This window comes from Acinetobacter sp. GQ146, assembly GCF_059758585.1.
This window is the reverse complement of record NZ_JCAXDV010000003.1, coordinates 324000-350785: the sequence shown is the minus strand read 5'-3', so window position 1 is coordinate 350785 and position 26786 is coordinate 324000. Positions and strand designations below refer to the sequence as shown.

Genomic DNA, 26786 nt, shown 5'->3' with positions numbered 1-26786 from the left:
GATTAGAACTCCAAGCCGTTTTCACGAGCAGCATCAGCCAAGGCTTTGATACGACCATGATATTTAAAACCAGAACGGTCAAACGCAACTTTAGTAATACCAGCTGCTTTAGCACGTTCTGCGATTAAAGCACCTACTTTAGTCGCTGCTTCGATATTACCAGTTGCACCAGCACGTAAAGTAGCATCTAAAGTTGAAGCTTGCGCTAAAACTTTGCCACCATCTGCTGAGATAACTTGAGCATAGATGTGACGCGGAGTGCGGTTTACACACAAACGAGTCGCACCCAATGCACGAATGTGCAAGCGTGTGCTTTTCGCACGACGCAAACGGGATTGTTTCTTTTCGTTCATAAGAACCTCGCGCCTTATTTCTTCTTAGCTTCTTTACGAAGTACAACTTCGTCAGAATAACGAACACCTTTACCTTTATAAGGCTCTGGCGGACGGTAACCACGGATATCTGCAGCAACTTGACCTAAAGCTGCTTTATCAGCAGATTTAAGGATAATTTCAGTAGCTGTAGGAGTTTCAGCAGTTACACCTTCAGGAAGCGTATAGTCGATCGGGTGAGAGAAACCAAGGTTAAGGTTAACAACGTTACCTTTAACCGCAGCTTTATAACCAACACCGATAAGTTGTAACTTACGTTCGAAGCCTTCGCTAACACCTTTTACAAGGTTGTTAAGCACAGCGCGAGCAGTACCAGCTTGCATCCAAGCGTCTTTCGACTCAGCTTTTGGAGCAACAGCTACAATACCGTCTTCCTGTTTAAGCTCGACCAGCGCATGCAGGTTGAAAGACAATGTACCTTTACTGCCTTTCACTTCGACCTGCCGGCCGTTCTGAGTAACTGTAACACCGTTAGGTACAGTTACTGGGGCTTTAGCCACACGAGACATGAGGAATCACCTATTAAGAAACAAAAGCAATAACTTCACCACCAACGCCTGCAGCACGTGCAGCGCGATCAGTCATGATGCCTTTGCTTGTAGAAACAATTGCAATACCTAAACCTTGCTTAACGCTCGGAAGTGCATCTTTACCGCGATATTGGCGAAGACCTGGACGGCTTACGCGCTTCACAGTTTCGATAACTGGCTTGCCTTCGAAATATTTTAAAGTGATGGTCAAAGTAGCTTTGCCTTCAACTTCAGCAACTTCTACGTTTGAAACATAACCTTCTTGTTGAAGTACGTTAGCAATTGCAACCTTCAACTTAGAATTAGGCATAGAAACTGCTTGTTTCTTAGCCATTTGTGCGTTACGAACACGAGTTAACATGTCGGCAACGGTATCTTGCATACTCATTTATAGTCGCTCCTTACCAGCTTGCCTTAACAACGCCCGGTACATCACCTTGCATTACTGTGTCACGTAATTTGTTACGGCTTAAACCGAACTTACGGAAGTAACCATGAGGACGACCAGTTAAACCACAACGGTTACGAAGACGCACTGGAGACGCATTACGTGGTAATGCTTGTAACTTCATCATCGCTTCGAAACGCTCTTCGTCGCTTGCATTTACATTTGCAATCGTCGCTTTTAATTCAGCACGTTTTGCAGCAAATTTAGCAACTGTCTTTTCGCGTTTCAATTCGCGATTAATCATACCTTTCTTAGCCATATCGACCTCTTATTTGAACGGGAAGCCGAATGCACGCATAAGCGCACGGCCTTCGTCATCGGTGCGAGCAGTCGTAGTAACGGTAATATCCATACCACGAATACGATCAATCTTATCGAAATCGATTTCAGGGAAAACGATTTGCTCTTTAAGACCCATAGAGTAGTTACCACGACCGTCAAATGATTTCGAAGAGAAACCACGGAAGTCACGGATACGAGGGATCGCAATAGAGATCAAACGGTCTAAGAATTCGTACATGCGTTCGCCGCGTAAAGTAACTTTACAACCGATCGGCCAACCATCACGGATTTTGAAACCAGCGATTGATTTACGAGCTAATGTAAGCACTGGTTTTTGACCAGCAATTGCTTGCATATCAGCAAGAGCACCATCAAGGAGTTTCTTGTCAGCAGCTGCTGCACCAACACCCATATTGATCGTGATTTTAGTGATGCGTGGAATATCCATCACATTTTTAACGCCTAAAGTCTCTTGTAACTGAGCTTTAAGTTCGTCATTGTAACGCGTTTTAAGTCTGGCCATTGCCTTCTCAACCTATTACTTCGCTACCGCCACTGATTCACCATTTGATTTGTAAACGCGAGTTTTCACGCCTTCAATCACTTGGTAACCAACACGGTCAGCCTTTTGGGTTGTAGCATTAAAAATTGCCACATTAGAGATATGAAGCGAAGCTTCTTGTGTAACGATAGCGCCTTCAGCACCTGTTGCACGGTTCGGCTTTTGATGCTTCTTAACCAAGTTAAGGCCTTCAACCATAACACGGTCATTAGAAACTGACAGAACAGTACCCTGTTTGCCTTTTTCCTTACCTGCGATCACAATTACTTGATCGCCTTTTTTAATCTTAGCCATGAGTGCCTCTTATAGAACTTCAGGAGCCAATGAAATGATTTTCATGAACTGTTCAGTACGAAGTTCACGAGTCACTGGTCCGAAAATACGAGTTGCAATCGGCGCTTTGTTGTTGTTCAAAATAACAGCTGCGTTATCGTCGAAACGAATCACAGAACCATCTGGACGACGGATACCGAATTTTGTACGAACTACAACAGCATTCATCACGTCACCTTTTTTAACACGTGCGCGCGGAATAGCTTCTTTTACAGTAACTTTAATAATATCGCCAACTGAAGCATAACGACGATGCGAACCACCAAGTACTTTAATACATTGTACGCGGCGGGCACCACTGTTGTCTGCTACGTCGAGCATAGTTTCGGTTTGAATCATTGCCCTACTCCAAAACCGTGCATCACCGGTCGCAATTTCGAAAGGCTCAAAGAGTACTCGAAATTGACCGATGATGCAAGAACGTTTAATTACTCAGCAGCTGCTTCAACAACTTCAACTAAAGTCCAAGACTTAGTTTTAGAAATTGGGCGGCTTTCTTTGATTGTCACAACGTCGCCTAATTTAGCAGTGTTGTTCTCATCATGAGCATGTAATTTAGTTGAACGGCGGATTGATTTGCCATACAACGGGTGTTGAACACGACGTTCAATAAGCACAACAATAGACTTGTCCATTTTGTCGCTTACTACTTTGCCGGTTAACGTGCGGACTGTTTTTTCACTCATTGTCCGTTCCCCTGTTTTTCGGTAAGGAGGGTCTTAATACGAGCAATTGTCTTGCGAGTAAGTGCAACTTCGTGCGACTTACCCAATTGACCAGTTGCTTTAGCCATACGAAGACGGAATTGGTTAAGCTGTTGCTCATCAAGCAAAGCTGTCAACTCTTCTACCGACTTTTCACGTAGATCTTTAGTTTTCATTACATTACCGTCCGAGTCACGATAGTGGTTTTAAACGGAAGTTTAGCAGCAGCAAGCTTGAAAGCTTCAGTTGCTAATTCATCGTTCACACCTGCCATTTCGTACAGGATCTTACCTGGTTTGATTTCACAAACCCAGTATTCCACGTTACCTTTACCGTTACCCATACGAACTTCTAATGGCTTTTCAGTAATTGGTTTGTCTGGGAATACACGGATAAAGATCTTACCACCACGCTTAACACGACGGCTAATGGTACGACGCGCAGCTTCAATTTGACGTGAAGTCATACGACCACGTTCAGTTGCTTTAAGCGCGATTGTACCAAATGATACTGTACTACCACGGTGCGCAAGACCAGTGTTACGGCCTTTTTGCACTTTACGGAATTTGGTACGTTTAGGCATCAACATGGATTATTCTCCCTTGTCAGCAGCACGGTCGTTACGACGTCCACGACGTTGTTCTTGACCTTCACCACGACCACGACCGCGTTTAGCTGGACGCTCTTCAGCTGGAGCTGGGTTCATGACTTGTTTCATGCCACCCAAGATCTCACCACGGAAGATCCAAACTTTAACACCAATCGTACCGTAAGTAGTTTCAGCACGCATAGTTGAGTAGTCGATGTCTGCACGAAGTGTATGCAAAGGTACACGACCTTCACGATACCATTCAGTACGAGCGATCTCTGCACCACCTAAACGGCCAGAAACTTCAACTTTGATACCTTTAGCACCAGCACGCATAGAGTTTTGTACCGCTCGCTTCATAGCACGACGGAACATCACACGCTTTTCTAATTGAGAAGCAATTGCTTCAGCAACTAAACGAGCATCTAAGTCTGGGCGATCGATTTCATTGATGCTTACTTGCGCTGGAACACCCATAATGTTGGTAAGTTCGCGCTGTAATTTCTCAATGTCTTCGCCTTTTTTACCGATTACGATACCAGGACGAGCAGTGCTAATAGTAATTTTAGCAGCGCCTGTTGGACGTTCGATAAGAATATTGCTCATCATTGCGTTCTTAAGTTTTTTAGTCAAAAACTCACGAACTTGCAAATCTTTAAGCAAGTATTCAGCGTATTGTTTCGGATTCGCATACCAGTTAGCGTTATGACGTTTCACAACACCTAGGCGGATACCGATTGGATGAACCTTCTGACCCATATCAAACCCCTACCTTAACGGTGATGTGACAAGTACGCTTAGTAATACGATCTGCACGGCCTTTAGCACGTGGCATAATACGTTTAAGGCTCATGCCTTCATCAACGTAAATCGTAGAAACTTTAAGGTCGTCTACATCTAAACTGTTATTGTGTTCAGCATTCGCAATTGCAGATTCCAATGCTTTCTTAACTAAAACTGCAGCTTTCTTGTTGCTGAAGTTTAAGATATTAAGCGCGTGAGCAACTGATTTGCCACGGATAAGATCTGCAACCAAACGAGCTTTCTGTGCCGAGATAGCGGCACCGCGTAATTTAGCAGTTACTTCCATCATAGCACCTATTAACGTTTAGACTTCTTGTCAACACCGTGACCACGATAGGTACGAGTTGGCGCGAATTCACCTAGTTTGTGACCAACCATGTGTTCAGTAACAATTACTGGAACGTGGTTACGGCCATTATGTACAGAGATTGTTAGACCAACAAAATCCGGGAGGATCATCGAACGACGTGACCAAGTCTTGATCGGCTTACGGTTGTTAGCAGCTACTGCAGCTTCAACTTTAGCGAACAAGTGCGCATCGACGAATGGACCTTTTTTCAATGAACGAGGCATTAGTCAGATTCCTTTACTTGACGCGACGATCGCGAATAATCATCTTAGTCGTACGCTTGTTGGTACGTGTCTTGTACCCTTTAGCTTTTTGACCCCATGGGCTTACAGGTTGAATACCTTTGTTACGCCCTTCACCACCACCGTGTGGATGGTCAACTGGGTTCATCGCCATACCACGTACGGTAGGACGAACACCACGCCAGCGTGCAGCACCAGCTTTACCTAGTGAGCGAAGGTTGTTTTCTTGGTTAGAAACTTCACCTAATACAGCGCGACATTCAACGTGAACTTTACGCATTTCACCTGAACGAAGACGGATGATCGCATATGAACCGTCACGACCCAACAACTGAACAGAAGCACCAGCAGAACGTGCTAATTGAGCACCTTTACCGATTTTAAGTTCGATGTTGTGAAGAGTAGAACCGATAGGCATATTACGAAGTGGCAAGCAGTTACCTGGACGAATTGGAGCATCGTTACCAGATTGTACTTTATCGCCAGCACGCAAACCTTTAGGTGCGATGATGTAACGACGTTCACCGTCAGCATACTTCAACAATGCGATGTGTGCAGTACGGTTAGGATCGTATTCGATACGTTCAACTACAGCAGGAACGCCATCTTTGTTACGTTTAAAGTCAACAAGACGGTAGTGCTGCTTATGACCACCACCAACGTGACGAGTCGTGATGTGACCGTTGTTGTTACGACCACCAGTACGTTTTTTAGCTTCAACCAACGGAGCATATGGAGCGCCTTTGTGAAGGTGGTCATGAACCACTTTCTCAACAAAGCGACGTCCTGGAGACGTTGGCTTACATTTTTGAATCGGCATAATTTTCGTCCTTATTCCGCTGCGCTTTCAGCGGTATCGCCCAAGTCAGCCATTTCTACATCTTGGCCAGCTTTCAGGGTGACGTATGCTTTTTTAACATCAGAACGACGTCCTAATGTTTTACCAAAGCGCTTAGACTTACCTTTAGTGATAGTCGTGTTTACTTTAACCACTTCTACACCAAAGAGTTGTTCAACTGCTTTTTTGATTTCAAGCTTATTTGCATCAAGTGCAACTTTGAATACTTGAACACCAGCAGTCTCACCTAAAACTTGTGCTTTTTCTGAGAATACAGGTCCTTGGAGGACTTGATAGATACGTTCGTTGTTCATCCGAGTTCTACCTCAATTTTCTTAGCAGCAGCAACAGACATAACAACTTTATCGAACGCGATCAAGCTCACAGGATCGATTGCAGTAGCATCAACCACATCAACGTGTGGAATGTTGCGAGCTGCGAGATATAGATTCTCATCTACAGCATCAGTAACGATCAATGCGCGAGTTGCATTCAAGTCGTTAAGTTTTGCAAGCAATTCTTTAGTTTTTGGAGCTGCAACAGCAATCTCTTCAACTAATACAAGACGATCTTGGCGAACAAGTTCAGCTAAGATACATTGCATTGCACCGCGGTACATTTTGCGGTTAACTTTTTGAGACCAATCTTGTGGACGAGCGGCAAAAGTTTTACCACCACCAACCCAGATTGGGCTACGAATAGAACCAGCACGAGCGCGACCAGTACCTTTTTGACGGAATGGCTTTTTACCACCGCCAGATACGTCAGCACGTGATTTCTGAGCTTTCGAACCTTGACGACCACCAGCTAAGTAAGCTGTAACAACTTGGTGTACAAGAGCTTCGTTAAATTCACGACCGAAAGCAACTTCAGACAATTCAACAGCAGAGCCGGAAACAGTTTTTAAATTCACGTTATTTCCCCTCAGGCCTTAATCGTAGGACGAACGGTAACGTCACCACCGGTAGCACCAGGAACCGCACCTTTAACTACTAGAACTGAACGTTCAGCGTCAATAGCAACGATCTCAAGACCCTGAGTAGTTACGCGTTCAGCACCTAAATGGCCAGCCATTTTTTTGCCTTTGAATACGCGACCAGGTGTCTGGTTTTGACCAGTAGAACCTAAAACACGGTGAGAAACCGAGTTACCATGAGTAGCATCTTGGGTACGGAAGTTCCAACGCTTAACACCACCTTGGAAACCTTTACCTTTAGACGTACCAGTAACGTCAACGATTTGACCAACTGTGAATAGATCAACAGTTAGAACACCACCAACTTCACGACCTTCAAGATCAGCTTCTGTAGCGCGGAATTCTTGAACTAGACGACCAGCAGCAACACCAGCTTTCGCAAAGTGACCTTTCTGAGCGTTAGTTACGCGAGATTCGCGACGTTCACCAGTAGTGATTTGAATCGCTTGATAACCATCAGTTTCAAGCGTTTTGATTTGAGTGATGCGGTTAGGATCAACCTCAATCACTGTTACAGGTACAGAAACACCAGCATCTGTAAAGATACGGGTCATACCGCACTTGCGACCGACTAAACCAATAGCCATGTGCATAACCTCTAAAAAAGCGGCCTAATTAACTTTAAAAGCGTTAATTAACCGAAAGCCTTAACCCAAAGCGATCTGAACATCAACACCAGCAGCAAGATCTAACTTCATCAATGCATCAACAGTTTTATCTGTAGGTTGAACGATGTCGATCAAACGCTTGTAAGTGCGGATCTCGTATTGGTCACGCGCATCTTTGTTAACGTGTGGTGATGTTAAAACGTTAAAACGTTCGATGCGAGTTGGCATCGGAATTGGACCGCAAACTTGTGCGCCAGTACGTTTTGCTGTTTCTACGATCTCTTGAGCAGATTGATCAATTAAACGGTGATCAAAAGACTTAAGACGGATACGAATTCTCTGGTTAGACATACCAGTTAACTCCAAGCCAAATATATAAAGAATCACCCTTGACGCATCTCACCTATTGGTAAGTGTCAAAGGCAGTGAAAATCACTAAGGTCATGATCGATGCCACGACTGTCACGATATTAACTACTTTATTCGTAGTTAACCCCTTTCATTAAAGGGTCACTTATTATAGCGATTGTTTAACGCTTAAGCAAATCCATTTTACTTTTTTTGCTCTTTTTTTCAATTTTCTTCCATTTTCAATTGTTTACTATTTGATCGTTACGCAGTTTTCTGCATAACGTATTCAATTGCTTGATTGAGCAACTGATTGCCCTGCAAAAATTGCGTCTTGGCTGAACGTTTTAACTCACTTTCTGTCTGTACATGCGTCCCTGAAAACAAAGCCAGCTCTTCATCATTTTCTAAAAATAAGCTTAATGTTTCGGGAGTAATTTCCGGATGAAACTGGAATCCCAGTACATTTTTACCTATCTGATACATTTGATTTCGGCACACATCATTTTCTGCCAGATGAATCGCCCCCTTCGGAATCTCGAATGTCTCACTATGCCACTGCATGACATTAAAATATTCAGGCAGGGTAAAGCAATCTTGAGGAACATGTTGTACTTTTCTTACCGTAGTCCAACCCAGTTCTTGTATAGCATTTTTACTCACCGCTGCACCCAAGGCATTGGCAATTAACTGCCCTCCTAGGCACAAGCCTATGGCTGGCTTTCCTAAAGCCAGATAACGCCTGAGCCAACGTTTTTCAATTTTTAACCACGGATAATTGGCCTCATCATTCACACTCATGGTACCACCCATAATGATCAGCAGATCAACGTCTTCGACCTGTGGCAAGGCCTCTATTTCCAAAGACAGTTCGACGGGTAAGGCAAAAAATTCTGTGGCTGTAATCTGTGCCTGATGTGCTTTTAAATAATCATAACAACTACCGAACCCTTCACCAGCAATATGCTGAAAATAATGTACTTTTAAATGCGACTTCATGCGCTGTAACCTATTGTTGTAGCTTTCTTATGATTTAGCAAAATTGAAGCCAACTTTGCATTTGATACTCTCTTTTTACAGTTCTGACCAATTCTGTAGCGAAAATCCACATATTCTCTTAATCTAGGCTGCATCGTACGCTTTTAATGAGTCCTATTTTGAACAAGAAACCTCAAACCGCACTGATTCATGCACCAAGAAAAGCACCGCAATATATTTCTACCGTTCAACCTCCCCTGTTTCGGGCATCCACCATTATCTTTGAAGATACCAGTGCCCTATTTGATCGCCATTGGACCGACCCCTATGACTATAGTTATGGCACACATGGTACCCCCACCACGTTTACCCTAGCCGACCAGATTGCTCAGATTGAAGGCGGTGAATATTGCCTGTTGGCGCCAAGTGGTCTTTCTGCGATTAATTTAGTGAATTCTGCCTTACTGGCACATGGGGACGAAGTTTGGGTTCCAGACAATGTCTACGGTCCAAACATGGAACATCTGCGTAATTTGGAAAAACGCTATGGCATACAGGTTCAAGTCTATAATCCTATTGACAGTGCTAGCTTTAACCCCTCCGACAAAGCCAAGCTACTTTGGTTAGAGGCCGCAGGTTCAGTCACCTTAGAGTTTCCCGATTTGGTTGGATTAGTACAAAAAGCTCAAGCACATCATATTATGACCGTGCTAGATAATACTTGGGGTGCAGGCTTAGCCTTCAATCCCTTTGATTTTTCCGAGCAGCATTTGTCTGTAGATATCAGTGTGCATGCTCTCACCAAATACCCAAGTGGTGGAGGTGACATCCTCATGGGTTCTGTAGTGACCCGAGATGTGCATCTGCACCATAAATTATTTCGTATGCATGCCATTCAAGGCATTGCGGTCTCAGGGGATGATACTGCACAAATTCAGCGGAGCTTGGCACATATGGCCCTGCGCTATGAACAGCAATCACAGTCCGCCCTAAAAGTGCTGCAATGGTTAAAACAACAACCTCAATTTAGCCAAATATTACACCCGAGCGACCCCGATGCAGCAGGACATGCATACTGGAAACAAGTCTGCACAACTGGAAAAAGCGCTGGTTTAGTCAGTGTCATTTTTAAACCTGAATATGACCTGCAAGCTGTGCGTCAATTCTGTGATCAACTGTCATTATTTAAACTGGGTTTTAGCTGGGGTGGCCCTATTAGTTTGGTGATGTTGTATGAGCTGAATCATATGCGTTCACTGCAGACTACACATTTACAACAAGGTTTATTGGTCCGTTTTTGCATAGGACTAGAACATGCAGACGATTTAGTCCAAGATATTCAAAACGCATTAAAACAGCTCGAATAAATTATAACAGGTGAAAAATGAGTACCCCGATCGTCATTGCTAAAAAAACCACAGATACGACTCAAGATATTGTTTTATTGCCACAGTTTACCAATCGACACGGCTTAATTGCAGGTGCCACAGGTACAGGTAAAACAGTGACACTCAAAGTCCTCGCTGAAAGTTTTTCACGCATTGGAGTACCCGTTTTTTTAGCCGATGCCAAAGGGGATGTCTCCAGTCTAGCGCAGGCTGGAAGCAGCAACCCTAAGTTTAATGAGCGTCTTAAAAGTTTGGGCATCGACGCGATTCCTTTCGCTGCCTCACCTGTGGTGTTTTGGGATTTGTTCGGTGAACAAGGTCATCCTATTCGCAGCACCATTTCCGAAATCGGTCCGCTCTTATTGGCGCGCATGCTAAATCTGAACGACACGCAAGAAGGCGTACTGGCTGCAGTATTTCGTATTGCTGACGATCAAGGCCTGCTGCTAATTGACGTTAAAGATTTAAAAACCATGCTGAGCTATGTCAGTGAACATGCAGCAGAGTTTAAAGCCGAATATGGCAATCTTTCCCCGGCCAGTTTAGGCGCGATTCAGCGCAATTTACTGGCTTTGGCTGATCAAGGCGGTGATCAGTTCTTTGGTGAACCGAGCTTAAATATCCTCGACTTTATTCAAACCGATTCTGAAGGTCGTGGCTACATTAACCTACTGGCAGCCGATAAACTGATGAATACCCCCAAATTGTACGCCAGCTTTTTGCTGTGGATATTGTCTGAATTGTTTGAACAATTGCCAGAAGTGGGCGATATGGACAAACCGAAACTGGTGTTCTTCTTTGATGAAGCTCACCTTTTGTTTGACAATGCCAGTGCAGCCTTACAAGAAAAAATTGAACACGTGGTGCGACTCATTCGTTCTAAAGGAGTAGGCATTTATTTTGTAACTCAGAGCCCCCTCGACTTACCAGAAAGCGTTCTGGGTCAACTGGGTAATCGTGTACAACATGCCTTACGCGCCTTTACCCCTAAAGACCAGAAGGCGGTAAAAACTGCTGCCGCAACTTTTCGCGCTAATCCTCACTTTGATGTTGAACAAGCCATTACTGAGCTCGGTGTCGGTGAGGCACTGATTAGCTGCCTTGATGCACAAGGCATCCCACAAATGGTAGAGCGTGGTTGGGTCATGCCGCCCTACTCAGCTTTCCATCCAATTTCTGCTGAGTTACGGCAGTCCATCATCGCGCAAAGTATCGTTGCGGGTGTGTATGAACAGTGTATAGACCGCGAAAGTGCCTACGAACGCTTACAGCAAAAAGTCGCCGACCGCCAACAACAAGCGATCCAAGCCGAACAAGATCAGCAGCGCAAAAAAGAACAAGAGGCTATAGCCAAACAACAAGCTCGTGAACAGGAACGCCTAACCAAAGAGCAGCAGAAAGAAGCTGAACGTCTGGCAAAACAACGCGAAAAACTCATCCAAGATACCGTTGGCACTTTTGCCAAAAGTGCTGCACGCAGTTTAGGAGGGTCTACTGGTCAAAAAATTGTGCGTGGCTTATTGGGTTCTTTATTTGGCGGGAAATAGCCTGTTCTAGTAGGTAATACTGGCTTAACACCATCAGATTCGAAAGCCCTATTAACAACTACAGTCACTGCTCATCCATGCACAATGGTCTTGCCTCGATACAGCATCAATCTATAAGCAACTACATTGATCGTATTGACTTTGCATAATCCTATTTTTATTCCATAAAAAAAATAGGGTTTTGTGTTAAAAATAGATTGCAATTAAAAAACTAAAAATGTATTTTAAATACATCTTATAAATAACAGCCAAGTGAGATCTCGATATGACTCCGCAGCAAATAGAACTCGTAAAAGCAACTGTCCCTGTCCTACGTGAAAACGGTGTCGCATTAACCAGTTATTTTTATAACCGTATGCTAGGCAATAATCCTGACTTAAAAGAAACTTTTAATATGGGGCATCAACGTAGTGGTGCTCAGGCTCAGGCTTTAGCAGGTGCCGTATTGGCTTATGCGGAAAACATCGAAGATCCATCCGTACTGTTACCTGTGGTTGAGCTGATTGCGCATAAGCATGTCAGCCTTAACATTCAAGCACCTGACTACAGTATTGTCGGGGAAAACCTATTACATTCGATTAGCGAAGTGCTCAATATTTCAATGGATGATCCATTAATTGGAGCTTGGGCGGCTGCGTATGGTCAACTGGCAGATTTGTTTATTAGCACTGAAAAGGCAATCTACGATCAACACCAACAAACCCAGGGCAGCTGGTTAGGGTGGCGCAACTTTAAAATCGCGAAAAAAGTGGTTGAAAGTGATGAAATTACCTCTATCTACTTCGCCCCTGTAGACGGCGGTGCTTTACCGCAATATGAAGCAGGACAATATATTTCCGTACGTGTATTTGTGCCTGAGCTGGGCTTAAAACAACCCCGTCAATACACGCTGTCTACCAGTCCACAGCAAGACTATCTTCGTATTTCGGTCAAGCGTGAAGCGGGCAATGGTGCTGACATTGCTGAGGGCTGGGTATCGAATACCTTACATGGTTTAGATGTAGGTGCAGAAGTCGAAATTTCAGCACCAACGGGTAACTTCTACTTAATTGATAGCAAGAAACGTAATGTATTTATTAGCGGTGGTGTAGGCTTAACCCCAATGATTGCCATGCTGAATCAATTGGTGACTGAAGATGTGCCACAACCGGTAACTTTCTTGCATGCTTGTCGTAACAAACACGTACATGCCATGAAACAACATTTGAAAGATGTTGCAGACAAGTATCCACGAATTACCTTGTTTACCGCATATGAATTTCCTGAAGCGGACGATGTCTTGGGAGAACATTACGATGCAGCAGGACGCCTTGATTTAGCCACGGTTGACGCCGCATTACTTCCAAGCAATGCAGATTACTACCTCTGTGGTCCTATGCCATTTATGGCGGAACAACACAAAGCGCTTGTGGCTCGCGGGATTAAACCTGAACAAATTCATAGTGAAGCATTTGGTACAGGCGGAGTTCGCCTCTAAGCCATCTATCGCATGCGTACCTTATAGGGCTAGTCTATGTTAGACTAGCCCTATCTATTCATCTCAAAAAAAGATGAGCACAATCATGCAGCTAAATAAATTTACCGATTATGCCTTGCGCATTCTGATGTATATTTCGCGTCCGAGAGACAGTGCCTATACCATTGCGGAAATTGCCGCCGACCTCAAAGTATCACAAAACCATTTGGTCAAAATTGTGCACTTTATGGGTAAACAAAACTGGTTAATCACCACACGTGGCAAAGGCGGTGGCATTCGCCTGAACCCTGATGCGGTTCATCTTAAAGTTGGTGAAGCTGTCAGAACCCTACAAGGTGAAAACCCTATTGTTGAGTGCAACAACCCACCTTGTGTACTCAGAAGCAATTGTGGTCTTAAAAGTATTCTAGATCAGGCACTGGAACAGTTTTATCAGCACTTAAACCAATACACCTTAGGTGAAGTTCTGGAACGCTCCAATGCTAAAACCAACAAGAGCATCAATAGCGGTATTGAACTCCTGAATTTGTAAGACTTTACTCCCATGAGAGGAAAATTCGCGTGTGTGGTCGACTTCCTTTATACTAGGCACTTGAAAAACAGTGAATGAAGTTGAGCTATGCATCACAGCAGAGGAAAATCAAAAAACAGTAAAACCGCGCAAGCGCCCAAGCAGAAGATCAGCTATGAAAAAAAGATGGATCCTGCGATTACTGAATATGCTGTACGCGCACTCAACTGGCTCCGTAAAGCCGAATTTTTAATGAGTGCCCCAAAACTCAATCTGTGTGTGGAAGACACGGGCTACGAAATTGCCTTTGCAGGTCGTTCCAATGCCGGTAAATCCAGTGCGATTAATGCCCTAACCAACCAAAAACAGCTGGCACGTGCGTCCAAGAAACCTGGTCGCACCCAGATGATTAACTTTTTTAGTTTAGGCAATCCTGATCAACGCTTGGTTGATTTACCGGGTTATGGTTATGCCGCTGTACCCGAAGCCATGAAAATCGTCTGGCAGAAAGAACTCGAAAATTATTTAATTCATCGTAAAAGTTTACAGGGTCTGGTGTTATTGATGGATATCCGCCATCCCTTACAACACTTTGACGTTATGATGCTGGAATGGGCCTACTCACGTAAATTGTTTGTCCATGTGCTATTGACCAAATCGGATAAAATGAACCGTGGGCCTGCCAACAAAGCCTTATTAGAAGTCAAACAGCAATTGAAAAAAATGAAGCTCGACTTCTCGATTCAATTGTTCTCGTCTTTAAACAAGCAAGGCCTAGAAGAACTTGCCAGTATCATGGGTGGACGTTTGAATTTCACCCTAGAACAATCAGTAGAGTTTGATCTTGCCCTGATTCCTGAAGCCGAAGCGGATAACGCTCTAGACGATGAGCAAGATCAGGCGTTTGAAGATGCCGAGCATAGAACATTTGCTGCTGAAGAAGTTAGCGCGGATGAATCAGCACAAACACCTCAACAGGATTAAGCTCGATTAAACACCGTCTATTCATCATGAATTGACATTGAAATGTCCCGCATTGCTAATCACATTGCGGGACATTTTTTTCATACTGCCTTGACGCATGAAAAAATGCTGAGGACAGTATAATGAAACGCTTACAACGACTAAAAAAATCAAAAATGGCTTCTTCGATTGCCTACCGCATTCAACCACGCAAAGTGAAGTTTGAATGGCTCAACACCCCGATTGACTGGATACCTGAACAGCCCTTTGTCAGTTATTTTATTAATGAAATTAATATGATCCTCCCGGCGGGTGAGTTTTGGTTTTGCCGGCTCTACAATAAAGTCCTACCGCAAATTCAAGATGAAAAACTCAAACACGATGTACAGGCCTTTATTCGCCAAGAAGCCATGCATGCACAAGCACATAATTCTGCCAACAAAGAGTATTTAAGCGAACGCCAAATTGACATTCAACGTAATCTGAAACTGATGGATTTCCTGTTTGGAAAATTACTGGCCGACCAACCCTTAGGTTTCTCCATTCCCAAACCATTACAACATCAGTGGGATTTGTTCCGATTGGGGGTTGTGGCCACGGTAGAACACATGACCTGTGTTTTGGGTCAATATGCGCTTTACAATACCGAGTGGCAAAAGCGTGGTGCCGATGCTGCAATGCTCGACTTAGTGAAATGGCATGGCGCTGAAGAAATCGAGCATCGGACTGTAGCATTTGATTTATATCGCCATTTAGGTGGTGGTTATTTGGCGCGTTATTATCTCAGTGTTCTGGTGATTATTGTCGTACTGGGATTATGGGTCGATGGTGCAGCGCACATCATGCGACAAGATCCACGCTTCCAATCCATACGCCCTGCTGTTTATAAGCCTTGGATCTGGCGCGAGTGGTACAGGATCTCGCAACAAGATAACCGCTTACTGCCCAATCCATTATGGCTGATTTCACAACAATTGGGCTATCTGATGCCTTGGTATGATCCGGTGCATGAAGCACAAACGGAAGATGCGATTGCCTATTTAAATCAGTCCCCTGCCGCACTACGTGCCATGCTTAAAGTCGCTTAACCACCTGAAGCTCACAATCCAACAAAAAGCAGGCTGAATTCACCTGCTTTTTTACTCATGCAAAAAGCCACTTTTCACATGAGTTCGCCCCTATGCATCCTCATCTCAGTGTATTGACCCTTGCGGTTCTCAACCTTCAAACATCGCTGGATTTTTACTGCCAAGGACTGGGCTTTAAAAGTAAAGGCATTATTGGACAAGAATATGAAAATGGAGCGGTTGCTTTTATTGAACTGCAATCTGGTTTAAAACTGGCGCTGCGGCCTCAGCAGAGTTTAAGCCTAGACTCAGACCTACAACTAACCCCTCTCTGTCCGACTGGATTCTCACTGGGGCATAATGTTCGTTCAGCGGCAGAAGTTAATGCCATTATATCCCGACACAAGCCAGTGCCCCCAAAAAAGCCGCACAACGCACTTTATACAGTGGATATGCAGCTTATTTTCAAGGCACCGAATGCATCACTGAAAGAGGGTCTGGAATCCATGTTGGAATACAGTTTAACTGGTCGACTCAACTTTCGAATCTTGAGTATAACGATCCACCACCACACTAATCATCATATCGCCTTGTACATTCACCACAGTGCGCACCGTATCAAGTAGACGATCAATCGGCAGTAAAATCGCAATCGCTTCAGCAGGCAAGCCCACCGATTGCAGCACCATAATCATGGTGACCATGCCAGCACTGGGAATCCCAGGTGCCCCTAGTGAAGCAATCATGGCAGTTAAACACACAATAACTTGCTGCCCCAGACTTAAATCCAGCCCCATTAAATTTGCAACAAATAAGGCCGCAGCCGCTTCATACAATGCTGTGCCATCCATATTCAACTGTGTCCCTAAGGGAATGACAAAACCAGCGGTTGCAGGACGTACTTTCAGATTTTCCTGCGCACATTTCAGCGACAAAGGCATGGTGGCAGAACTGGAACTGGTTGCAAATGCGGTAATCAGTGCAGCTCGTGTGCCCTTAAAAAAGGTCACAGGATCCATTTTCCCAAAAATCCAAAGTAATACAGGTAAAACCACAGCACCATGGAAAATGGTGGTTCCGGTCACCACCACTGCAAATTCAGCCAGACGACTCAATACAGAAAGGTCTTCCGTGGCAATCAGCTTGGCTAACAAGGCAAAAACTCCCAGTGGTGCCAATTTCATAACCCAACGAATCATCAGCATCATGATTTCAAAGAACTGTCCTGCAAGCTGACGTACCGCTTTAAAACGCTCTCCCCCATGGACCAAGGCCACCCCAATCAACAAGGCAAAAACCACCACTGCCAATACATTACCCTCAGCAAAAGCTTTAAATGGGTTGATCAGTGTATTTTGAATAAAATTGGTGAAAAAAGAGGATGGTGTAAGGGTATCAGGCGTTTGATAGCTATTGATCGCATCCTGAAACAGTGCAATATCTACGCCTTGCCCGACATCGAATAAATGTGCACAGCCTATGCCCAAAATTAACGCCAAGGTGGTGGTGGTAACACAACAGGCTAAGGTAATTTTCCAGACACGCCCCAACTGCCCGCCCGCTTGCAAATTGGACACCCCCACGACAATCGAACTAAAAATTAATGGGATCAGCAGCATTTTAAGCAGACCAATAAAAATGCTGCTCATGATGCCGAGGGCATAAAGACTGTTATCAAAAAAACCACTATTGGGAAATAAACTCAGTAAAAAACCACAGGCAATCCCCAGAATTGCGGCAATCAAGATTTGGGTATTCAGGCTCATATCTGATGTAATTTTATCTTTTAAAGTCACACCACTATGGCATATCTTCAATACAAAAATCGACTGATATTGTCCCGAATATGTTGCGGTGCTTTGGATTTAGGCCATAAAAAAAGCCTCATTCAATAGAGGCTTTTAAGGTCGGTGATTTATTGGGTTTCAATTTCTCTGAGCCGAATCAAACCTTCTTGGGTGGTACTGCACACCAACTCGCCATTTTGCCACATACGCCCAAAATTCAGCCCACGGGAATTCGCACTCACCGTAGCATCCATGTCATACAGCATCCAGTCATCGACACGGAAAGGTTTGTGGAAATACATGGCATGGTCAATACTGGCACACTGCAAACTTGGTGATAACCAGCTCAAACCATGTGGACGCAATGCCGTGGTCATTAAAGTAAAATCCGAATAAAAGGCAGCAATCGCCTGATGCAGTGAAACCTCATCCACATCGGGCGTAATGCGGTCATGGGTACGAATATAGTGCGCATAAGACGGTGCAGCAGGCTGCGGCTGATAGGGATTGGCTGGATCAATCGGGCGAATCTCGACATGACGGTCGCGCATAAAGCTGGCACGCACATTTTCCGGCACAAATTCCACCATCATTTTTTTCAGTTCCGCTTCCGATTTCACCTGCATCGGTGCTGGATAGTCAGGCTCCTGAATTTGGTAATTCAATCCTTCCTCTGGCTGTGCAAAAGACACCATGGCCGTGAAAATGGTACGTCCATGCTGAATGGCGTGGACTTGTCGGCTGACAAAACTCTTGCCATCTCTTAAACGATCCACTTTATAAATAATCGGTGCATTCACATCGCCTCCAAATAAAAAATAAGCATGTAAGGAATGCGCTGGACGATCCGCCGTATACGATGCGGCACGTAAGGCCTGCCCTAAAACTTGCCCACCAAAAACACGCTTACCCACTAAATTACGGCTTTGCCCCCGAAAAATATTCTCTTCAATTTTTTCAAGGCTAAGGAGTTCAACCAACTCTTGAGTTAAGGCATTCATAGGAGACCCGCTTTAAATTTTATACACACCGGTAAAAATGGTGTTGATTAGAAAGACGATAGTGTATTCACTCTAAACCTATATTACATAAATGTTGACCAATCCCCTAGAGATTAATTGACCGAGCTGTCACTGTAATTTTCAAATTTTATTGCTAAAAATATGTGGTTTAACGCTAGAATCTTGGCATAAGTAGTAAATTTGTCAGAAAATGACATCTCGTTTTTGATTACAATTACGCAGAATCATTTCCCCTTCGCATTTTTGGGGCTTCGTACCGTATTAGGAGTGTTTATGTCCAAGCGTGGCTTTGGTCAAATGTATCGTCAGCTTTCCAGTAAGCTACTAGACCTTGTGGTAACCCCTCATATTTTGGGTGAAGTACCCAGCAACCCGACAACTCCTAATCGCAGTGAAGACGCCCATGTTGCAAACAGCGCAACACAAAAAGTGGTGTGCTACGTATTACAAAACTATTCACGCAGTAATGCCTTGGTGGTCGATGGCGAAACCCGCCGTTTAAAACTACCAGCAGCTTTAGATTCACTGCTGATTGGTGAACACAAAGAAAAAGCCTCGATCTTGTTTTTGCAACACCATGATGAGCAGAACCTGCTCAATCCTCCACCGAATACTTTCCCACCGCGTCTATTACGTTTAATCGACTTGCTGGAACAGCATCCTGAACTCGATATTGAACTGGTGCCTGTGACGGTGCTGTGGGGACGCTCACCCGACAAAGAAGACTCATGGTTTAAGCTGTTGTTTACCGACACATGGGCCACCCCAAGCCGCGTTAAACAGATGGTGAATATTGGTTTACATGGACGTGAATCTTATCTGGAATTCCACGAAGCTCAATCCCTACGTGACTTGATCCAGTACGCGAAAACCACCCATCCAAATTTATCGCCTGCGACCTATATTATTAGCAGTCTAAATAACTATCTGGATGCCCAGCGCGAAGTGGTACTCGGTCCTGACTTGTCAGACCGCCGCAATGTCATGCATAGCCTGATTAAGGCACAAGATGTGCAAGATGCGATTCGTCGTGAAAGTATCCGCAGCAAAATTAGCATGCTGGAAGCGGAACGTCGTGCGATTGGCTATTTAAATGAAATCGTCTCGGACTATTCTTCTTCTGCGGTGCGCTTTGCCGACATGGCACTGACCCGCTTGTGGACACAGCTCTATGATGGCGTGGAAGTACATAACTTCAGTACCGTGCGTGAACTGGCAAAAGAATATGAAATTATCTATACCCCATGTCACCGTAGTCATATCGACTATCTATTACTGTCTTATGTGATTTATAAACGTGGTTTGATGGTGCCGTACATTGCGGCCGGTGATAACCTGAACATGCCATTTGTGGGGCAATTACTGCGTGGTGGTGGTGCCTTCTTTATTCGCCGTACTTTCCGTGGCAATGGTTTATATACCACGGTATTTAAAGAATATTTATACAGCATTTTGTCTCGCAACACGCCTTTGGAATACTTCATTGAAGGTGGGCGTTCGCGTACGGGCCGCTTATTACCTGCAAAAACAGGCATGCTCGCCATGACCGTACATAGTCACTTGCGTGGACGCGCCAAACCGATTGTGTTTGTCCCAACCTATATTGGCTATGAACGCCTGATGGAAGGCTCAACCTACGTTGGCGAAATGCAAGGTAAACCGAAAGAAGCAGAATCAGTGTTGGGTATTTTAAAAACCCTGCGTAAAATTGAACGCATCTTCGGTAAAGTGCATGTCAATTTCGGTGAACCTGTATTCTTGGATGACAAGCTGAAAGCCTTCGGTGCAGACCAGATTCGCATTGAGAAAAATGATGATCCAATTCCAAATGAAGTGTCTGATGCCGTAAATAGCGCAGCGCATACCATTTTGGAAAACATCAACCGTGCCGTGGTTATTAACCCAGTGTCGTTGCTGTCGCTAATTTTGTTGGCAACACCAAAACACACCTTGGATGAAGAGCTGTGCATTAAACAGTTAGATGCTTACCGCAACTTGCTGACTGCACTGCCTTATGACGAGCGTACGCAAGTTACACCGCTCTCTGGCAAAGAAATTATTGCCTATGGCTTGAAACTGAAACTGATTAAACGTGTGCAGCATGTGCTGGGTGACATCATTGCCATTGAAGACAATCAAGCGGTATTACTCACCTATTTCCGCAACAACATTGTGCATGCCTTTGTGTTGCCATCATTAATTGCGGCATTGGTCGAACACAATGGCACCATCAAGCGTCATGATTTATGCAATGTGATTCGCACGCTTTATCCATTCCTTAAAGCTGAGTTATTCCTAAAATGGGATGATGAAGGTCTGAAAGAACAGATTGCGGCTTATGCTGATGCCTTGATTCAAGCTAAATTAATTAGTGAAGATGCGGAAGGACATTTAATTTCCCCTGCGCCAAATAGTGAAGATCACAATCAACTACTGGTGCTGGCAGGGCCTGTAATGCAGAGCCTTGAGCGTTATTACTTAACTTTGGCACTCATTACACAACGCGGTTCTGGCAATATCTCAACGCGCCAAGTAGAAGAATTGAGCCACTTGGTGGGGCAACGTTTGTCAGTCTTATATGAATTCAATTCACCTGAATTCTTCGATAAAGCCCTATTCCAAGGATTTATTCGTGTTCTGACCCAGCAAGGTTATATTGCAACCAATTCCGAAGGTTCGATTGTGTTTGATCGTAACTTTAGCAATATTGCTGAAAACGCTAATTTGGTGCTGGATGATGTGACTTTACAAATGTTGCAGCACATCACTACCTTTAGCGATGAAGAGCTAAAACAGGTGTTGGATGCGGTTGCGGCACAGCAAGCGAAACGTCGTTTGAAGCGTAAGAAGAAGTAATTTTAAAAAGCATAGGTATCTGTAGTTTTAGATACCTATGCTGTATGTATAACAATAAAATTTTAGTCGATTTTGGATAATCGCCATTATGTTAAATGGATTGTGCGTTTTGAGAGAGTAGGCGGATTTATTTTTATTTATACTGACATAGATTTTTGATTCAAATAAGATTTTAATTATGATTGATGGTAAGGCTTTACTTTTACAGGCACGAGTGCCACAGAAAGATTTAGATATTTTTGAGAATAAACTTTTAGATCTATGCCAACAGTATTTTTTAGATTCATTGCAATCAGACATTTTAATACCTAGCCGCCTAAAAGATATAGTAAAAAAATATGAAGAAAAACAGATATTAAGTGGGTTTGAAAAAGCATATATTAATGAATACATGCTTAGATCTTTAAGTGGATTTTTACCAGACTTCCAGAAAAAAATTAGAAGTAAAGTTGAGGCAGAGAGAAGAGAAGAAGAAAAAAATCGTCAGGAAAAGTTAAGACAAGAAGCTATTGAAAGACAAAAGTTACTTGAGTCAGATCCTGTATATATTGCAAAGCAAAAAGAAAAAGCATTACTTAAAAAATATGAAATTAATGAATATATATCAGGTGCCTTGCCAAAAGAATTTTCCGAGATTTTGAGTAAATTAGAAAGTGATATCAGGCTTTCCCAAGATGAAGCTGTTTGGTTAAACACTATAGGAAAGAGGTTCTTTAGTACTAAGGTTCGTCATAAGTTTCATCGGTTAGAAGCGAGTTATTATCTTCAGGAGTTTGAAAAAAATAAAAAAAATATTTGGAATGCTATTAATGCAAGTAGCCAATTAAGAAAGTGTCAGGCAAGTCTTGAAGCAGAAGAGTTGCTAGAAAAAATTTCCATTGCTGGCATAAAAGACAAAAAACTATTATCAGCTTACTTCACTACACTAGGTGGCGTTAGACGTGATCTTAGAAAAGTTGAAGTTGCGATTGATAATGCTTTTAAAGCTCATAATTTAACACCAGAGAATTATCGTCCATGTACGTTATTAGGTGCTATTTATATGGAGACCCGTCAATATACACTTGGACATGAATGGTATGAGAAAGCTAGTGAACGAGGAGCACCAACACAATCAATTAATGCAGATCTGAAAAGCATTCTTGCTAAAATGGATAAAGCTCAACGGAATGAAATGATTGAGCACTTATTAAAATTAGATCCTTATACATACTCATGGTTAAAGTCTTTAAAGGCAGCCGTAGTCAATAATCCTAAAAGTAAACAAGATAAAGTTGAGCAACCAGTAAAAGCTCAAAAAAAGGCATCGCCATCACAGAGTAAAAAGAATGTTCAAAATAAACAGCCTAAAAATTCTGAAAAAAGTTTACAGAATCTTTTAGAGCAGGGTGCTAAGGCACACAATTTAAAGCAGCCAGTGAACCTATCAAAATCTTCATGTATGAAACCTAAGAAGAAGTAATTTTATTATTGAGTTTCGCTAAAATTAACTTAATGCACGTTATGTGAAATACTTTAATTTATTTTTAAAAATCTATAATTTAAACAAAGCACTCTGGTAAACAACTTACCAGAATGCCTTTTACATTACTTTTCACATTCAACGAACATTTTCCAAAAATTTCATTGAACAAATTACAAAATATTCTTCACTGGCTCTTCGCCAACAAAGCCAAATAATCCTCAAAACAATCTGGATGCTGTAATTCAAAATCCAACTGTTGCATATTCGAAGCATAAATCTGTTTGCCTGAAAGCTGCTCACTCTCTAAGGTCAACTCAGGTAAACCGAGTTGCTGCTGAAACCATTGAATAATTTCATGCAAAGGAATCGGCTGATTATTGGTGACAATATAAGATTTTTTTGGATGTTCCACGTGAATCAAATGCGCTAAAAATCGTGCTAAATCTTCAATATGAATACGATTACTATAATGGATCTTCGGATATGTCTTGGTCTGCTGTGCCAGTTTTATCATCCGTGCCACCGAAGCTCCGTAAATGCCTGTCGGACGAATGATAATACTCTGTTCAGGATAGGCGGCTTGCCACAGCAATTCCATCTGACGCAGGATTTCCCCTTGTGCATCCACAGGCTTTGGCTCAGAGTCATCATCAATCCGCTGCCCTACCTGTTCACCATAAACACGCGTTGAAGACACAACAATGACTTTCTGGACGGGATGATTTTTTAAAGCATCCAGCATGGCTGGAATTGCATCGACATAGGTCTGCTTGTACCCTTGAACATCACTGGAATCTGGTGAGAGCAACACATAGACCACATCTACAGGTGCAAGCTGACTCAAATCCAGTTGGTGAATATCTTGCATCAGATGCGTGGCAAAATCCTGCGGTTTGGCAGAACGACTAATTGTGGTAATTTGGTGGCCTTGTTGAAATAATTGTTTAGCTACCCGTTGAGATGTTTTACCATAACCTATAAATAAAATATGCATTTAGCACCTAATGACGCACTTTAGTTGAGGGGACATGGCTGCAGTCCAGCAATTGCAAGGGGTTGGAAGCGCCTCTGCTGCTTTACTTGAAAAACTCAATATTTTCACCACAGATGATTTACTGTTTCATCTGCCACGTGACTATGAAGATCGTAGCACGATCATTGCCATGAACCAATTAGAGGTTGGGCGGAGCTACTTGCTTGAAGGCATGGTGAAATCGGTCGACTTCCCTCCTGGCAAGCGTAAGTCGATGGCGATTTTACTGGATGATGAGCTCGGTAAGGTAACCTTACGCTTTTATCACATCTACAAGGCTTTGACCGATCGGGGCAAAGTTGGCAATCGTCTACGCGTCTTTGGTGAAGTGCGTGTCGGTGCACGTGGTTTGGAAATGTATCATCCAGAAATTCAGCTGATTACCGAACACACCCCGCTGCCGAAAACCCAACTCACTGCCATATACCCAGCGACCGATGGACTGACTCAACCCAAACTGCGTGAATATGTCAAACAAGCCTTAAAACAGCACAGTGATGATTTACCCGAGTTATTGCCGCAGAAATTCACCAATGGCTATAACCTCCAGCAAGCTTTGCACTATATTCATGAGCCGCCTGTCGATGCCAATATGCTGCAACTGAGCCAAGGCTCACACCCCGCGCAGCAACGCCTGATTTTTGAAGAGTTGGTGGCACATCAAGTTAGTCTGCTGACCCGTCGCGCCTATATTCAGCAAATTGCCGCGCCCTCTTTTGCCAGCAGTAAAACCCTCGCCAAACAGTTATTGGCAGGTCTGCCTTTTAAAATGACCGCAGCCCAGAAACGTGTGTCGAAAGAAATCTCTGATGATTTAAAGCAGAACAAACCCATGCTACGTTTGGTTCAGGGCGATGTCGGAGCAGGCAAAACCTTGGTGGCAGGTATTGCAGCCTGTCATGCTTTAGAAGAAGGCTGGCAAGTGGCCCTGATGGCACCGACCGAAATTCTGGCAGAACAGCATTATTTGAATTTTAAACGCTGGTTTGAACCGCTTGGACTGAACGTGGCATGGCTCTCAGGCAAGCAAAAAGGCAAAGCTCGCGCATTGGCCGAGCAACAGATTCAACAAGGCGCAGCGCAACTGGTGATTGGCACACACGCGCTGTTTCAAGACAGTGTGGCCTTTCATAAACTCGGTTTGGTGATTATTGATGAACAGCACCGTTTTGGGGTTGATCAACGTCTCGCACTCAGAAATAAAGGTGCACAGCAGACCACACCGCACCAGTTGGTGATGACCGCCACCCCGATTCCACGGACTCTGGCCATGTCGACCTATGGTGACCTAGATACATCCATCATTGATGAGTTGCCTCCAGGTCGAACCCCGATTCAAACTGTGACCATTCCACTCGATCGACGTGAAGAAGTCCTGCAACGCATTGCGACCAATTGTGCTGAAGGCAAACAGGCCTATTGGGTCTGCACACTGGTGGAACAATCGGAAACACTGGATGCCCAAGCCGCTGAAGCCACCTTTCAAGAAATTCGGGAACGCTTCCCCGAACTCAATATTGGCTTGGTGCATGGCAAAATGAAAGCCGATGAAAAGCAAGCGGTTATGCAACAGTTCAAAGACAATGCGCTACAACTGCTGATTGCGACCACGGTGATTGAAGTTGGGGTCGATGTCCCGAATGCTTCGATTATGGTGATTGAGAATGCAGAACGACTCGGTTTATCACAGTTGCATCAGTTACGTGGTCGGGTTGGCCGTGGTGCCAAAGCCAGCTTCTGTGCCCTGCTGTATAAAAATCCACTGTCGCAAAATGGGCAAGAGCGGCTACGCATCATGCGTGAAACCAATGATGGCTTTATCATTGCAGAGAAAGATTTAGAAATTCGAGGGCCTGGGGAGCTTTTGGGCACCAAACAAACCGGTGATATAGGCTTTCGTGTCGCCAAACTGGAACGCGATGATCACTTGCTTAATCAAGCCCATTATGTGGCACAGCAGATCTTAAAAGATTACCCGACCCAAGCCGACGCATTGCTGAAGCGCTGGCTGCCTGAGGCGCCACGTTATGCCTATGTTTAAGCCATGGCTCACACCTGCACACAACTGGCTACAAGCCCGATTACCTTGCCAGCTCTGTGGCCTCTCAGGCGGGGGACATGCAAGTGTTTGTGATGATTGCTGGAAGAGCTTGCCTTGGTTCAAACAGCACATCCAACGTCAGGAAATCGAGATTCAGGTCGCATGCCATTATGCCTACCCGTTGGATCGCGTGATTCAGCAATTTAAATATCAACAGCAATTGCATTTTCAGCGCATGCTGAGCGGCATGTTGCAGCAACTGGAATATCGGCAGATTCAGGCGCTTGTACCGATGCCCATTTCAACTCAGCGTTTAGCGGAGCGTGGCTATAATCAAAGTGTGATTTTAGCCAAAGCCCTTGCTCGGCATCTGAATGTCCCCGTATGGCAACCGATTCAACGTCAGCATCAGCATTCACAAAAAGGCTTGAGCCGTTTGGAACGACTGGATCAGATTGAACAACAATTTCTGATTGCCCCTAGCAACACGCTACGCTATCGCCGTGTGCTGATGCTAGATGATGTGGTCACTACAGGCAGTTCACTCAAAGCCTTACACACTGCTTTAACTGAACTGGGATGTCGTAAAGTTGAAGCCGCGTGTATCGCTGCGGCTCGAACCTGATCCTAATACCATATGCCAATC

31 protein-coding genes and 1 pseudogene are annotated in these 26786 nt (G+C 43.9%); 10 read left to right on the top strand and 22 right to left on the bottom strand.

Features of this window, described 5'->3' with window-relative positions; genetic code table 11:
• Window positions 1-2: 2 nt before the first annotated feature.
• The 19 genes and pseudogenes from rplR to AC6CHI_RS07620 all read right to left on the bottom strand — a co-directional run bounded on the left by rplR (window position 3) and on the right by AC6CHI_RS07620 (window position 9004).
• Window positions 3-353 carry a 50S ribosomal protein L18 gene (gene rplR, locus AC6CHI_RS07710; protein WP_016168591.1) on the bottom strand — a complete coding sequence of 117 codons (351 nt, stop codon included), beginning with the start codon at window positions 351-353 and terminating at the stop codon, window positions 3-5.
• A gap of 14 nt (window positions 354-367) precedes the next feature.
• Complete coding sequence (gene rplF / locus AC6CHI_RS07705; RefSeq protein ID WP_458891661.1) at window positions 368-901, bottom strand: 50S ribosomal protein L6; 534 nt, start codon at window positions 899-901, stop codon at window positions 368-370.
• Between the two features lie 13 nt (window positions 902-914).
• Window positions 915-1310, bottom strand: a complete 396-nt coding sequence (rpsH, locus tag AC6CHI_RS07700; protein ID WP_016168593.1) for a 30S ribosomal protein S8 — start codon at window positions 1308-1310, stop codon at window positions 915-917.
• A 13-nt stretch (window positions 1311-1323) separates the two neighbouring features.
• Window positions 1324-1629 (bottom strand): 30S ribosomal protein S14, encoded by a 306-nt coding sequence (gene rpsN, locus AC6CHI_RS07695; protein ID WP_004754234.1) that lies wholly within the window; start codon window positions 1627-1629, stop codon window positions 1324-1326.
• 9 nt (window positions 1630-1638) lie between these two features.
• Complete coding sequence (rplE, locus tag AC6CHI_RS07690) at window positions 1639-2175, bottom strand: 50S ribosomal protein L5 (RefSeq protein WP_016168594.1); 537 nt, start codon at window positions 2173-2175, stop codon at window positions 1639-1641.
• A 15-nt stretch (window positions 2176-2190) separates the two neighbouring features.
• Window positions 2191-2508 carry a 50S ribosomal protein L24 gene (gene rplX, locus AC6CHI_RS07685; RefSeq protein WP_044739623.1) on the bottom strand — a complete coding sequence of 106 codons (318 nt, stop codon included), beginning with the start codon at window positions 2506-2508 and terminating at the stop codon, window positions 2191-2193.
• A gap of 9 nt (window positions 2509-2517) precedes the next feature.
• On the bottom strand, window positions 2518-2886 hold the full coding sequence (rplN, locus tag AC6CHI_RS07680) for a 50S ribosomal protein L14 (RefSeq protein ID WP_001982634.1): 369 nt from the start codon (window positions 2884-2886) through the stop codon (window positions 2518-2520).
• 89 nt (window positions 2887-2975) lie between these two features.
• The gene (gene rpsQ / locus AC6CHI_RS07675; RefSeq protein ID WP_016168596.1) at window positions 2976-3233 is read right to left on the bottom strand and encodes a 30S ribosomal protein S17; all 258 of its coding nucleotides are present in this window, start codon (window positions 3231-3233) and stop codon (window positions 2976-2978) included.
• Window positions 3230-3427, bottom strand: coding sequence for a 50S ribosomal protein L29 (gene rpmC / locus AC6CHI_RS07670; RefSeq protein WP_004650482.1), 198 nt, complete (start codon window positions 3425-3427; stop codon window positions 3230-3232). The genes rpsQ and rpmC overlap by 4 nt, the downstream gene beginning before the upstream one ends.
• Window positions 3427-3840, bottom strand: coding sequence for a 50S ribosomal protein L16 (gene rplP, locus AC6CHI_RS07665; RefSeq protein ID WP_100241837.1), 414 nt, complete (start codon window positions 3838-3840; stop codon window positions 3427-3429). Before rplP ends, rpmC begins: the two co-directional genes overlap by 1 nt.
• Window positions 3834-4599 (bottom strand): annotated as a pseudogene (gene rpsC, locus AC6CHI_RS07660) (30S ribosomal protein S3). The gene rplP and the pseudogene rpsC overlap by 7 nt, the downstream one beginning before the upstream one ends.
• A gap of 1 nt (window position 4600) precedes the next feature.
• Window positions 4601-4930 (bottom strand): 50S ribosomal protein L22, encoded by a 330-nt coding sequence (rplV, locus tag AC6CHI_RS07655; protein WP_001982638.1) that lies wholly within the window; start codon window positions 4928-4930, stop codon window positions 4601-4603.
• An 11-nt stretch (window positions 4931-4941) separates the two neighbouring features.
• Complete coding sequence (rpsS, locus tag AC6CHI_RS07650) at window positions 4942-5217, bottom strand: 30S ribosomal protein S19 (RefSeq protein ID WP_004775885.1); 276 nt, start codon at window positions 5215-5217, stop codon at window positions 4942-4944.
• A 13-nt stretch (window positions 5218-5230) separates the two neighbouring features.
• The gene (gene rplB, locus AC6CHI_RS07645; RefSeq protein WP_100241839.1) at window positions 5231-6055 is read right to left on the bottom strand and encodes a 50S ribosomal protein L2; all 825 of its coding nucleotides are present in this window, start codon (window positions 6053-6055) and stop codon (window positions 5231-5233) included.
• An 11-nt stretch (window positions 6056-6066) separates the two neighbouring features.
• Complete coding sequence (rplW, locus tag AC6CHI_RS07640) at window positions 6067-6387, bottom strand: 50S ribosomal protein L23 (protein WP_100241840.1); 321 nt, start codon at window positions 6385-6387, stop codon at window positions 6067-6069.
• Window positions 6384-6986 (bottom strand): 50S ribosomal protein L4, encoded by a 603-nt coding sequence (gene rplD, locus AC6CHI_RS07635; protein ID WP_016168601.1) that lies wholly within the window; start codon window positions 6984-6986, stop codon window positions 6384-6386. Before rplD ends, rplW begins: the two co-directional genes overlap by 4 nt.
• 11 nt (window positions 6987-6997) lie before the next feature.
• Window positions 6998-7636 (bottom strand): 50S ribosomal protein L3, encoded by a 639-nt coding sequence (gene rplC, locus AC6CHI_RS07630; RefSeq protein ID WP_458891663.1) that lies wholly within the window; start codon window positions 7634-7636, stop codon window positions 6998-7000.
• Between the two features lie 60 nt (window positions 7637-7696).
• A complete protein-coding gene (gene rpsJ, locus AC6CHI_RS07625; protein ID WP_000070912.1) occupies window positions 7697-8008 on the bottom strand; it encodes a 30S ribosomal protein S10 in 312 nt (103 codons plus the stop codon).
• Between the two features lie 261 nt (window positions 8009-8269).
• Window positions 8270-9004, bottom strand: a complete 735-nt coding sequence (locus AC6CHI_RS07620) for a type 1 glutamine amidotransferase (RefSeq protein ID WP_498120474.1) — start codon at window positions 9002-9004, stop codon at window positions 8270-8272.
• Window positions 9005-9150: 146 nt separating this feature from the next.
• Between AC6CHI_RS07620 and AC6CHI_RS07615 the strand changes: the two genes are divergently transcribed.
• From AC6CHI_RS07615 to AC6CHI_RS07590, 6 genes are all read left to right on the top strand, one after another.
• On the top strand, window positions 9151-10350 hold the full coding sequence (locus AC6CHI_RS07615; protein ID WP_498120472.1) for a PLP-dependent transferase: 1200 nt from the start codon (window positions 9151-9153) through the stop codon (window positions 10348-10350).
• Window positions 10351-10367: 17 nt separating this feature from the next.
• Entirely contained in the window at window positions 10368-11918 is a 1551-nt protein-coding gene (locus tag AC6CHI_RS07610) for a helicase HerA-like domain-containing protein (RefSeq protein ID WP_498120470.1), read from the top strand.
• 265 nt (window positions 11919-12183) lie between these two features.
• Complete coding sequence (hmpA, locus tag AC6CHI_RS07605) at window positions 12184-13395, top strand: NO-inducible flavohemoprotein (RefSeq protein ID WP_498120468.1); 1212 nt, start codon at window positions 12184-12186, stop codon at window positions 13393-13395.
• Between the two features lie 85 nt (window positions 13396-13480).
• A complete protein-coding gene (locus AC6CHI_RS07600) occupies window positions 13481-13927 on the top strand; it encodes an RrF2 family transcriptional regulator (RefSeq protein WP_458891668.1) in 447 nt (148 codons plus the stop codon).
• A gap of 87 nt (window positions 13928-14014) precedes the next feature.
• Window positions 14015-14890: a ribosome biogenesis GTP-binding protein YihA/YsxC gene (yihA, locus tag AC6CHI_RS07595; protein ID WP_498120466.1), complete on the top strand. Its 876-nt coding sequence runs from the start codon at window positions 14015-14017 to the stop codon at window positions 14888-14890.
• A gap of 122 nt (window positions 14891-15012) precedes the next feature.
• Window positions 15013-15957, top strand: a complete 945-nt coding sequence (locus tag AC6CHI_RS07590) for a metal-dependent hydrolase (RefSeq protein WP_498120464.1) — start codon at window positions 15013-15015, stop codon at window positions 15955-15957.
• Window positions 15958-16457: 500 nt separating this feature from the next.
• Here the strand turns inward: AC6CHI_RS07590 and AC6CHI_RS07585 are convergent, their stop codons facing one another.
• On the bottom strand, window positions 16458-17702 hold the full coding sequence (locus AC6CHI_RS07585) for a dicarboxylate/amino acid:cation symporter (protein WP_498120462.1): 1245 nt from the start codon (window positions 17700-17702) through the stop codon (window positions 16458-16460).
• 149 nt (window positions 17703-17851) lie between these two features.
• On the bottom strand, window positions 17852-18724 hold the full coding sequence (locus tag AC6CHI_RS07580) for an acyl-CoA thioesterase (RefSeq protein WP_458891672.1): 873 nt from the start codon (window positions 18722-18724) through the stop codon (window positions 17852-17854).
• Window positions 18725-19018: 294 nt separating this feature from the next.
• Here AC6CHI_RS07580 and plsB point away from each other — a divergent pair, with 294 nt between their 5' ends.
• Together plsB and AC6CHI_RS07570 are read left to right on the top strand one after the other, a co-directional pair.
• Window positions 19019-21601: a glycerol-3-phosphate 1-O-acyltransferase PlsB gene (gene plsB / locus AC6CHI_RS07575; protein ID WP_498120460.1), complete on the top strand. Its 2583-nt coding sequence runs from the start codon at window positions 19019-19021 to the stop codon at window positions 21599-21601.
• Window positions 21602-21779: 178 nt separating this feature from the next.
• Window positions 21780-23063 (top strand): hypothetical protein, encoded by a 1284-nt coding sequence (locus AC6CHI_RS07570; protein ID WP_498120458.1) that lies wholly within the window; start codon window positions 21780-21782, stop codon window positions 23061-23063.
• 187 nt (window positions 23064-23250) lie between these two features.
• Here the strand turns inward: AC6CHI_RS07570 and AC6CHI_RS07565 are convergent, their stop codons facing one another.
• Window positions 23251-24060 (bottom strand): NAD(P)H-binding protein, encoded by an 810-nt coding sequence (locus AC6CHI_RS07565; RefSeq protein ID WP_498120456.1) that lies wholly within the window; start codon window positions 24058-24060, stop codon window positions 23251-23253.
• Window positions 24061-24094: 34 nt separating this feature from the next.
• On the opposite strand from AC6CHI_RS07565, the gene recG reads away from it, so the two are divergent.
• Together recG and AC6CHI_RS07555 are read left to right on the top strand one after the other, a co-directional pair.
• Window positions 24095-26140 carry an ATP-dependent DNA helicase RecG gene (gene recG / locus AC6CHI_RS07560; RefSeq protein WP_498120454.1) on the top strand — a complete coding sequence of 682 codons (2046 nt, stop codon included), beginning with the start codon at window positions 24095-24097 and terminating at the stop codon, window positions 26138-26140.
• Window positions 26127-26765 carry a ComF family protein gene (locus AC6CHI_RS07555; protein ID WP_498120452.1) on the top strand — a complete coding sequence of 213 codons (639 nt, stop codon included), beginning with the start codon at window positions 26127-26129 and terminating at the stop codon, window positions 26763-26765. The genes recG and AC6CHI_RS07555 overlap by 14 nt, the downstream gene beginning before the upstream one ends.
• Window positions 26766-26786 lie beyond the last annotated feature (21 nt).

What these genes read in the sequence shown, in the direction of transcription:
- AC6CHI_RS07565 (WP_498120456.1), bottom strand. Translation starts at nt 24,060, where the DNA reads ATGCATATTTTATTTATAGGTTATGGTAAAACATCTCAACGGGTAGCT.
- hmpA (WP_498120468.1), top strand. Translation starts at nt 12,184, where the DNA reads ATGACTCCGCAGCAAATAGAACTCGTAAAAGCAACTGTCCCTGTCCTA.
- rplC (WP_458891663.1), bottom strand. Translation starts at nt 7,636, where the DNA reads ATGGCTATTGGTTTAGTCGGTCGCAAGTGCGGTATGACCCGTATCTTT.
- AC6CHI_RS07585 (WP_498120462.1), bottom strand. Translation starts at nt 17,702, where the DNA reads ATGAGCCTGAATACCCAAATCTTGATTGCCGCAATTCTGGGGATTGCC.
- AC6CHI_RS07555 (WP_498120452.1), top strand. Translation starts at nt 26,127, where the DNA reads ATGCCTATGTTTAAGCCATGGCTCACACCTGCACACAACTGGCTACAA.
- recG (WP_498120454.1), top strand. Translation starts at nt 24,095, where the DNA reads ATGGCTGCAGTCCAGCAATTGCAAGGGGTTGGAAGCGCCTCTGCTGCT.
- rplP (WP_100241837.1), bottom strand. Translation starts at nt 3,840, where the DNA reads ATGTTGATGCCTAAACGTACCAAATTCCGTAAAGTGCAAAAAGGCCGT.
- AC6CHI_RS07600 (WP_458891668.1), top strand. Translation starts at nt 13,481, where the DNA reads ATGCAGCTAAATAAATTTACCGATTATGCCTTGCGCATTCTGATGTAT.
- yihA (WP_498120466.1), top strand. Translation starts at nt 14,015, where the DNA reads ATGCATCACAGCAGAGGAAAATCAAAAAACAGTAAAACCGCGCAAGCG.
- rplE (WP_016168594.1), bottom strand. Translation starts at nt 2,175, where the DNA reads ATGGCCAGACTTAAAACGCGTTACAATGACGAACTTAAAGCTCAGTTA.
- plsB (WP_498120460.1), top strand. Translation starts at nt 19,019, where the DNA reads ATGTCCAAGCGTGGCTTTGGTCAAATGTATCGTCAGCTTTCCAGTAAG.
- AC6CHI_RS07580 (WP_458891672.1), bottom strand. Translation starts at nt 18,724, where the DNA reads ATGAATGCCTTAACTCAAGAGTTGGTTGAACTCCTTAGCCTTGAAAAA.
- AC6CHI_RS07570 (WP_498120458.1), top strand. Translation starts at nt 21,780, where the DNA reads ATGATTGATGGTAAGGCTTTACTTTTACAGGCACGAGTGCCACAGAAA.
- AC6CHI_RS07620 (WP_498120474.1), bottom strand. Translation starts at nt 9,004, where the DNA reads ATGAAGTCGCATTTAAAAGTACATTATTTTCAGCATATTGCTGGTGAA.
- rpsN (WP_004754234.1), bottom strand. Translation starts at nt 1,629, where the DNA reads ATGGCTAAGAAAGGTATGATTAATCGCGAATTGAAACGCGAAAAGACA.
- rplN (WP_001982634.1), bottom strand. Translation starts at nt 2,886, where the DNA reads ATGATTCAAACCGAAACTATGCTCGACGTAGCAGACAACAGTGGTGCC.
- AC6CHI_RS07590 (WP_498120464.1), top strand. Translation starts at nt 15,013, where the DNA reads ATGAAACGCTTACAACGACTAAAAAAATCAAAAATGGCTTCTTCGATT.
- rplW (WP_100241840.1), bottom strand. Translation starts at nt 6,387, where the DNA reads ATGAACAACGAACGTATCTATCAAGTCCTCCAAGGACCTGTATTCTCA.
- rplR (WP_016168591.1), bottom strand. Translation starts at nt 353, where the DNA reads ATGAACGAAAAGAAACAATCCCGTTTGCGTCGTGCGAAAAGCACACGC.
- rpsH (WP_016168593.1), bottom strand. Translation starts at nt 1,310, where the DNA reads ATGAGTATGCAAGATACCGTTGCCGACATGTTAACTCGTGTTCGTAAC.
- rplX (WP_044739623.1), bottom strand. Translation starts at nt 2,508, where the DNA reads ATGGCTAAGATTAAAAAAGGCGATCAAGTAATTGTGATCGCAGGTAAG.
- AC6CHI_RS07615 (WP_498120472.1), top strand. Translation starts at nt 9,151, where the DNA reads ATGAGTCCTATTTTGAACAAGAAACCTCAAACCGCACTGATTCATGCA.
- rpsJ (WP_000070912.1), bottom strand. Translation starts at nt 8,008, where the DNA reads ATGTCTAACCAGAGAATTCGTATCCGTCTTAAGTCTTTTGATCACCGT.
- rpmC (WP_004650482.1), bottom strand. Translation starts at nt 3,427, where the DNA reads ATGAAAACTAAAGATCTACGTGAAAAGTCGGTAGAAGAGTTGACAGCT.
- rplF (WP_458891661.1), bottom strand. Translation starts at nt 901, where the DNA reads ATGTCTCGTGTGGCTAAAGCCCCAGTAACTGTACCTAACGGTGTTACA.
- rpsS (WP_004775885.1), bottom strand. Translation starts at nt 5,217, where the DNA reads ATGCCTCGTTCATTGAAAAAAGGTCCATTCGTCGATGCGCACTTGTTC.
- AC6CHI_RS07610 (WP_498120470.1), top strand. Translation starts at nt 10,368, where the DNA reads ATGAGTACCCCGATCGTCATTGCTAAAAAAACCACAGATACGACTCAA.
- rpsQ (WP_016168596.1), bottom strand. Translation starts at nt 3,233, where the DNA reads ATGAGTGAAAAAACAGTCCGCACGTTAACCGGCAAAGTAGTAAGCGAC.
- rplB (WP_100241839.1), bottom strand. Translation starts at nt 6,055, where the DNA reads ATGCCGATTCAAAAATGTAAGCCAACGTCTCCAGGACGTCGCTTTGTT.
- rplV (WP_001982638.1), bottom strand. Translation starts at nt 4,930, where the DNA reads ATGGAAGTAACTGCTAAATTACGCGGTGCCGCTATCTCGGCACAGAAA.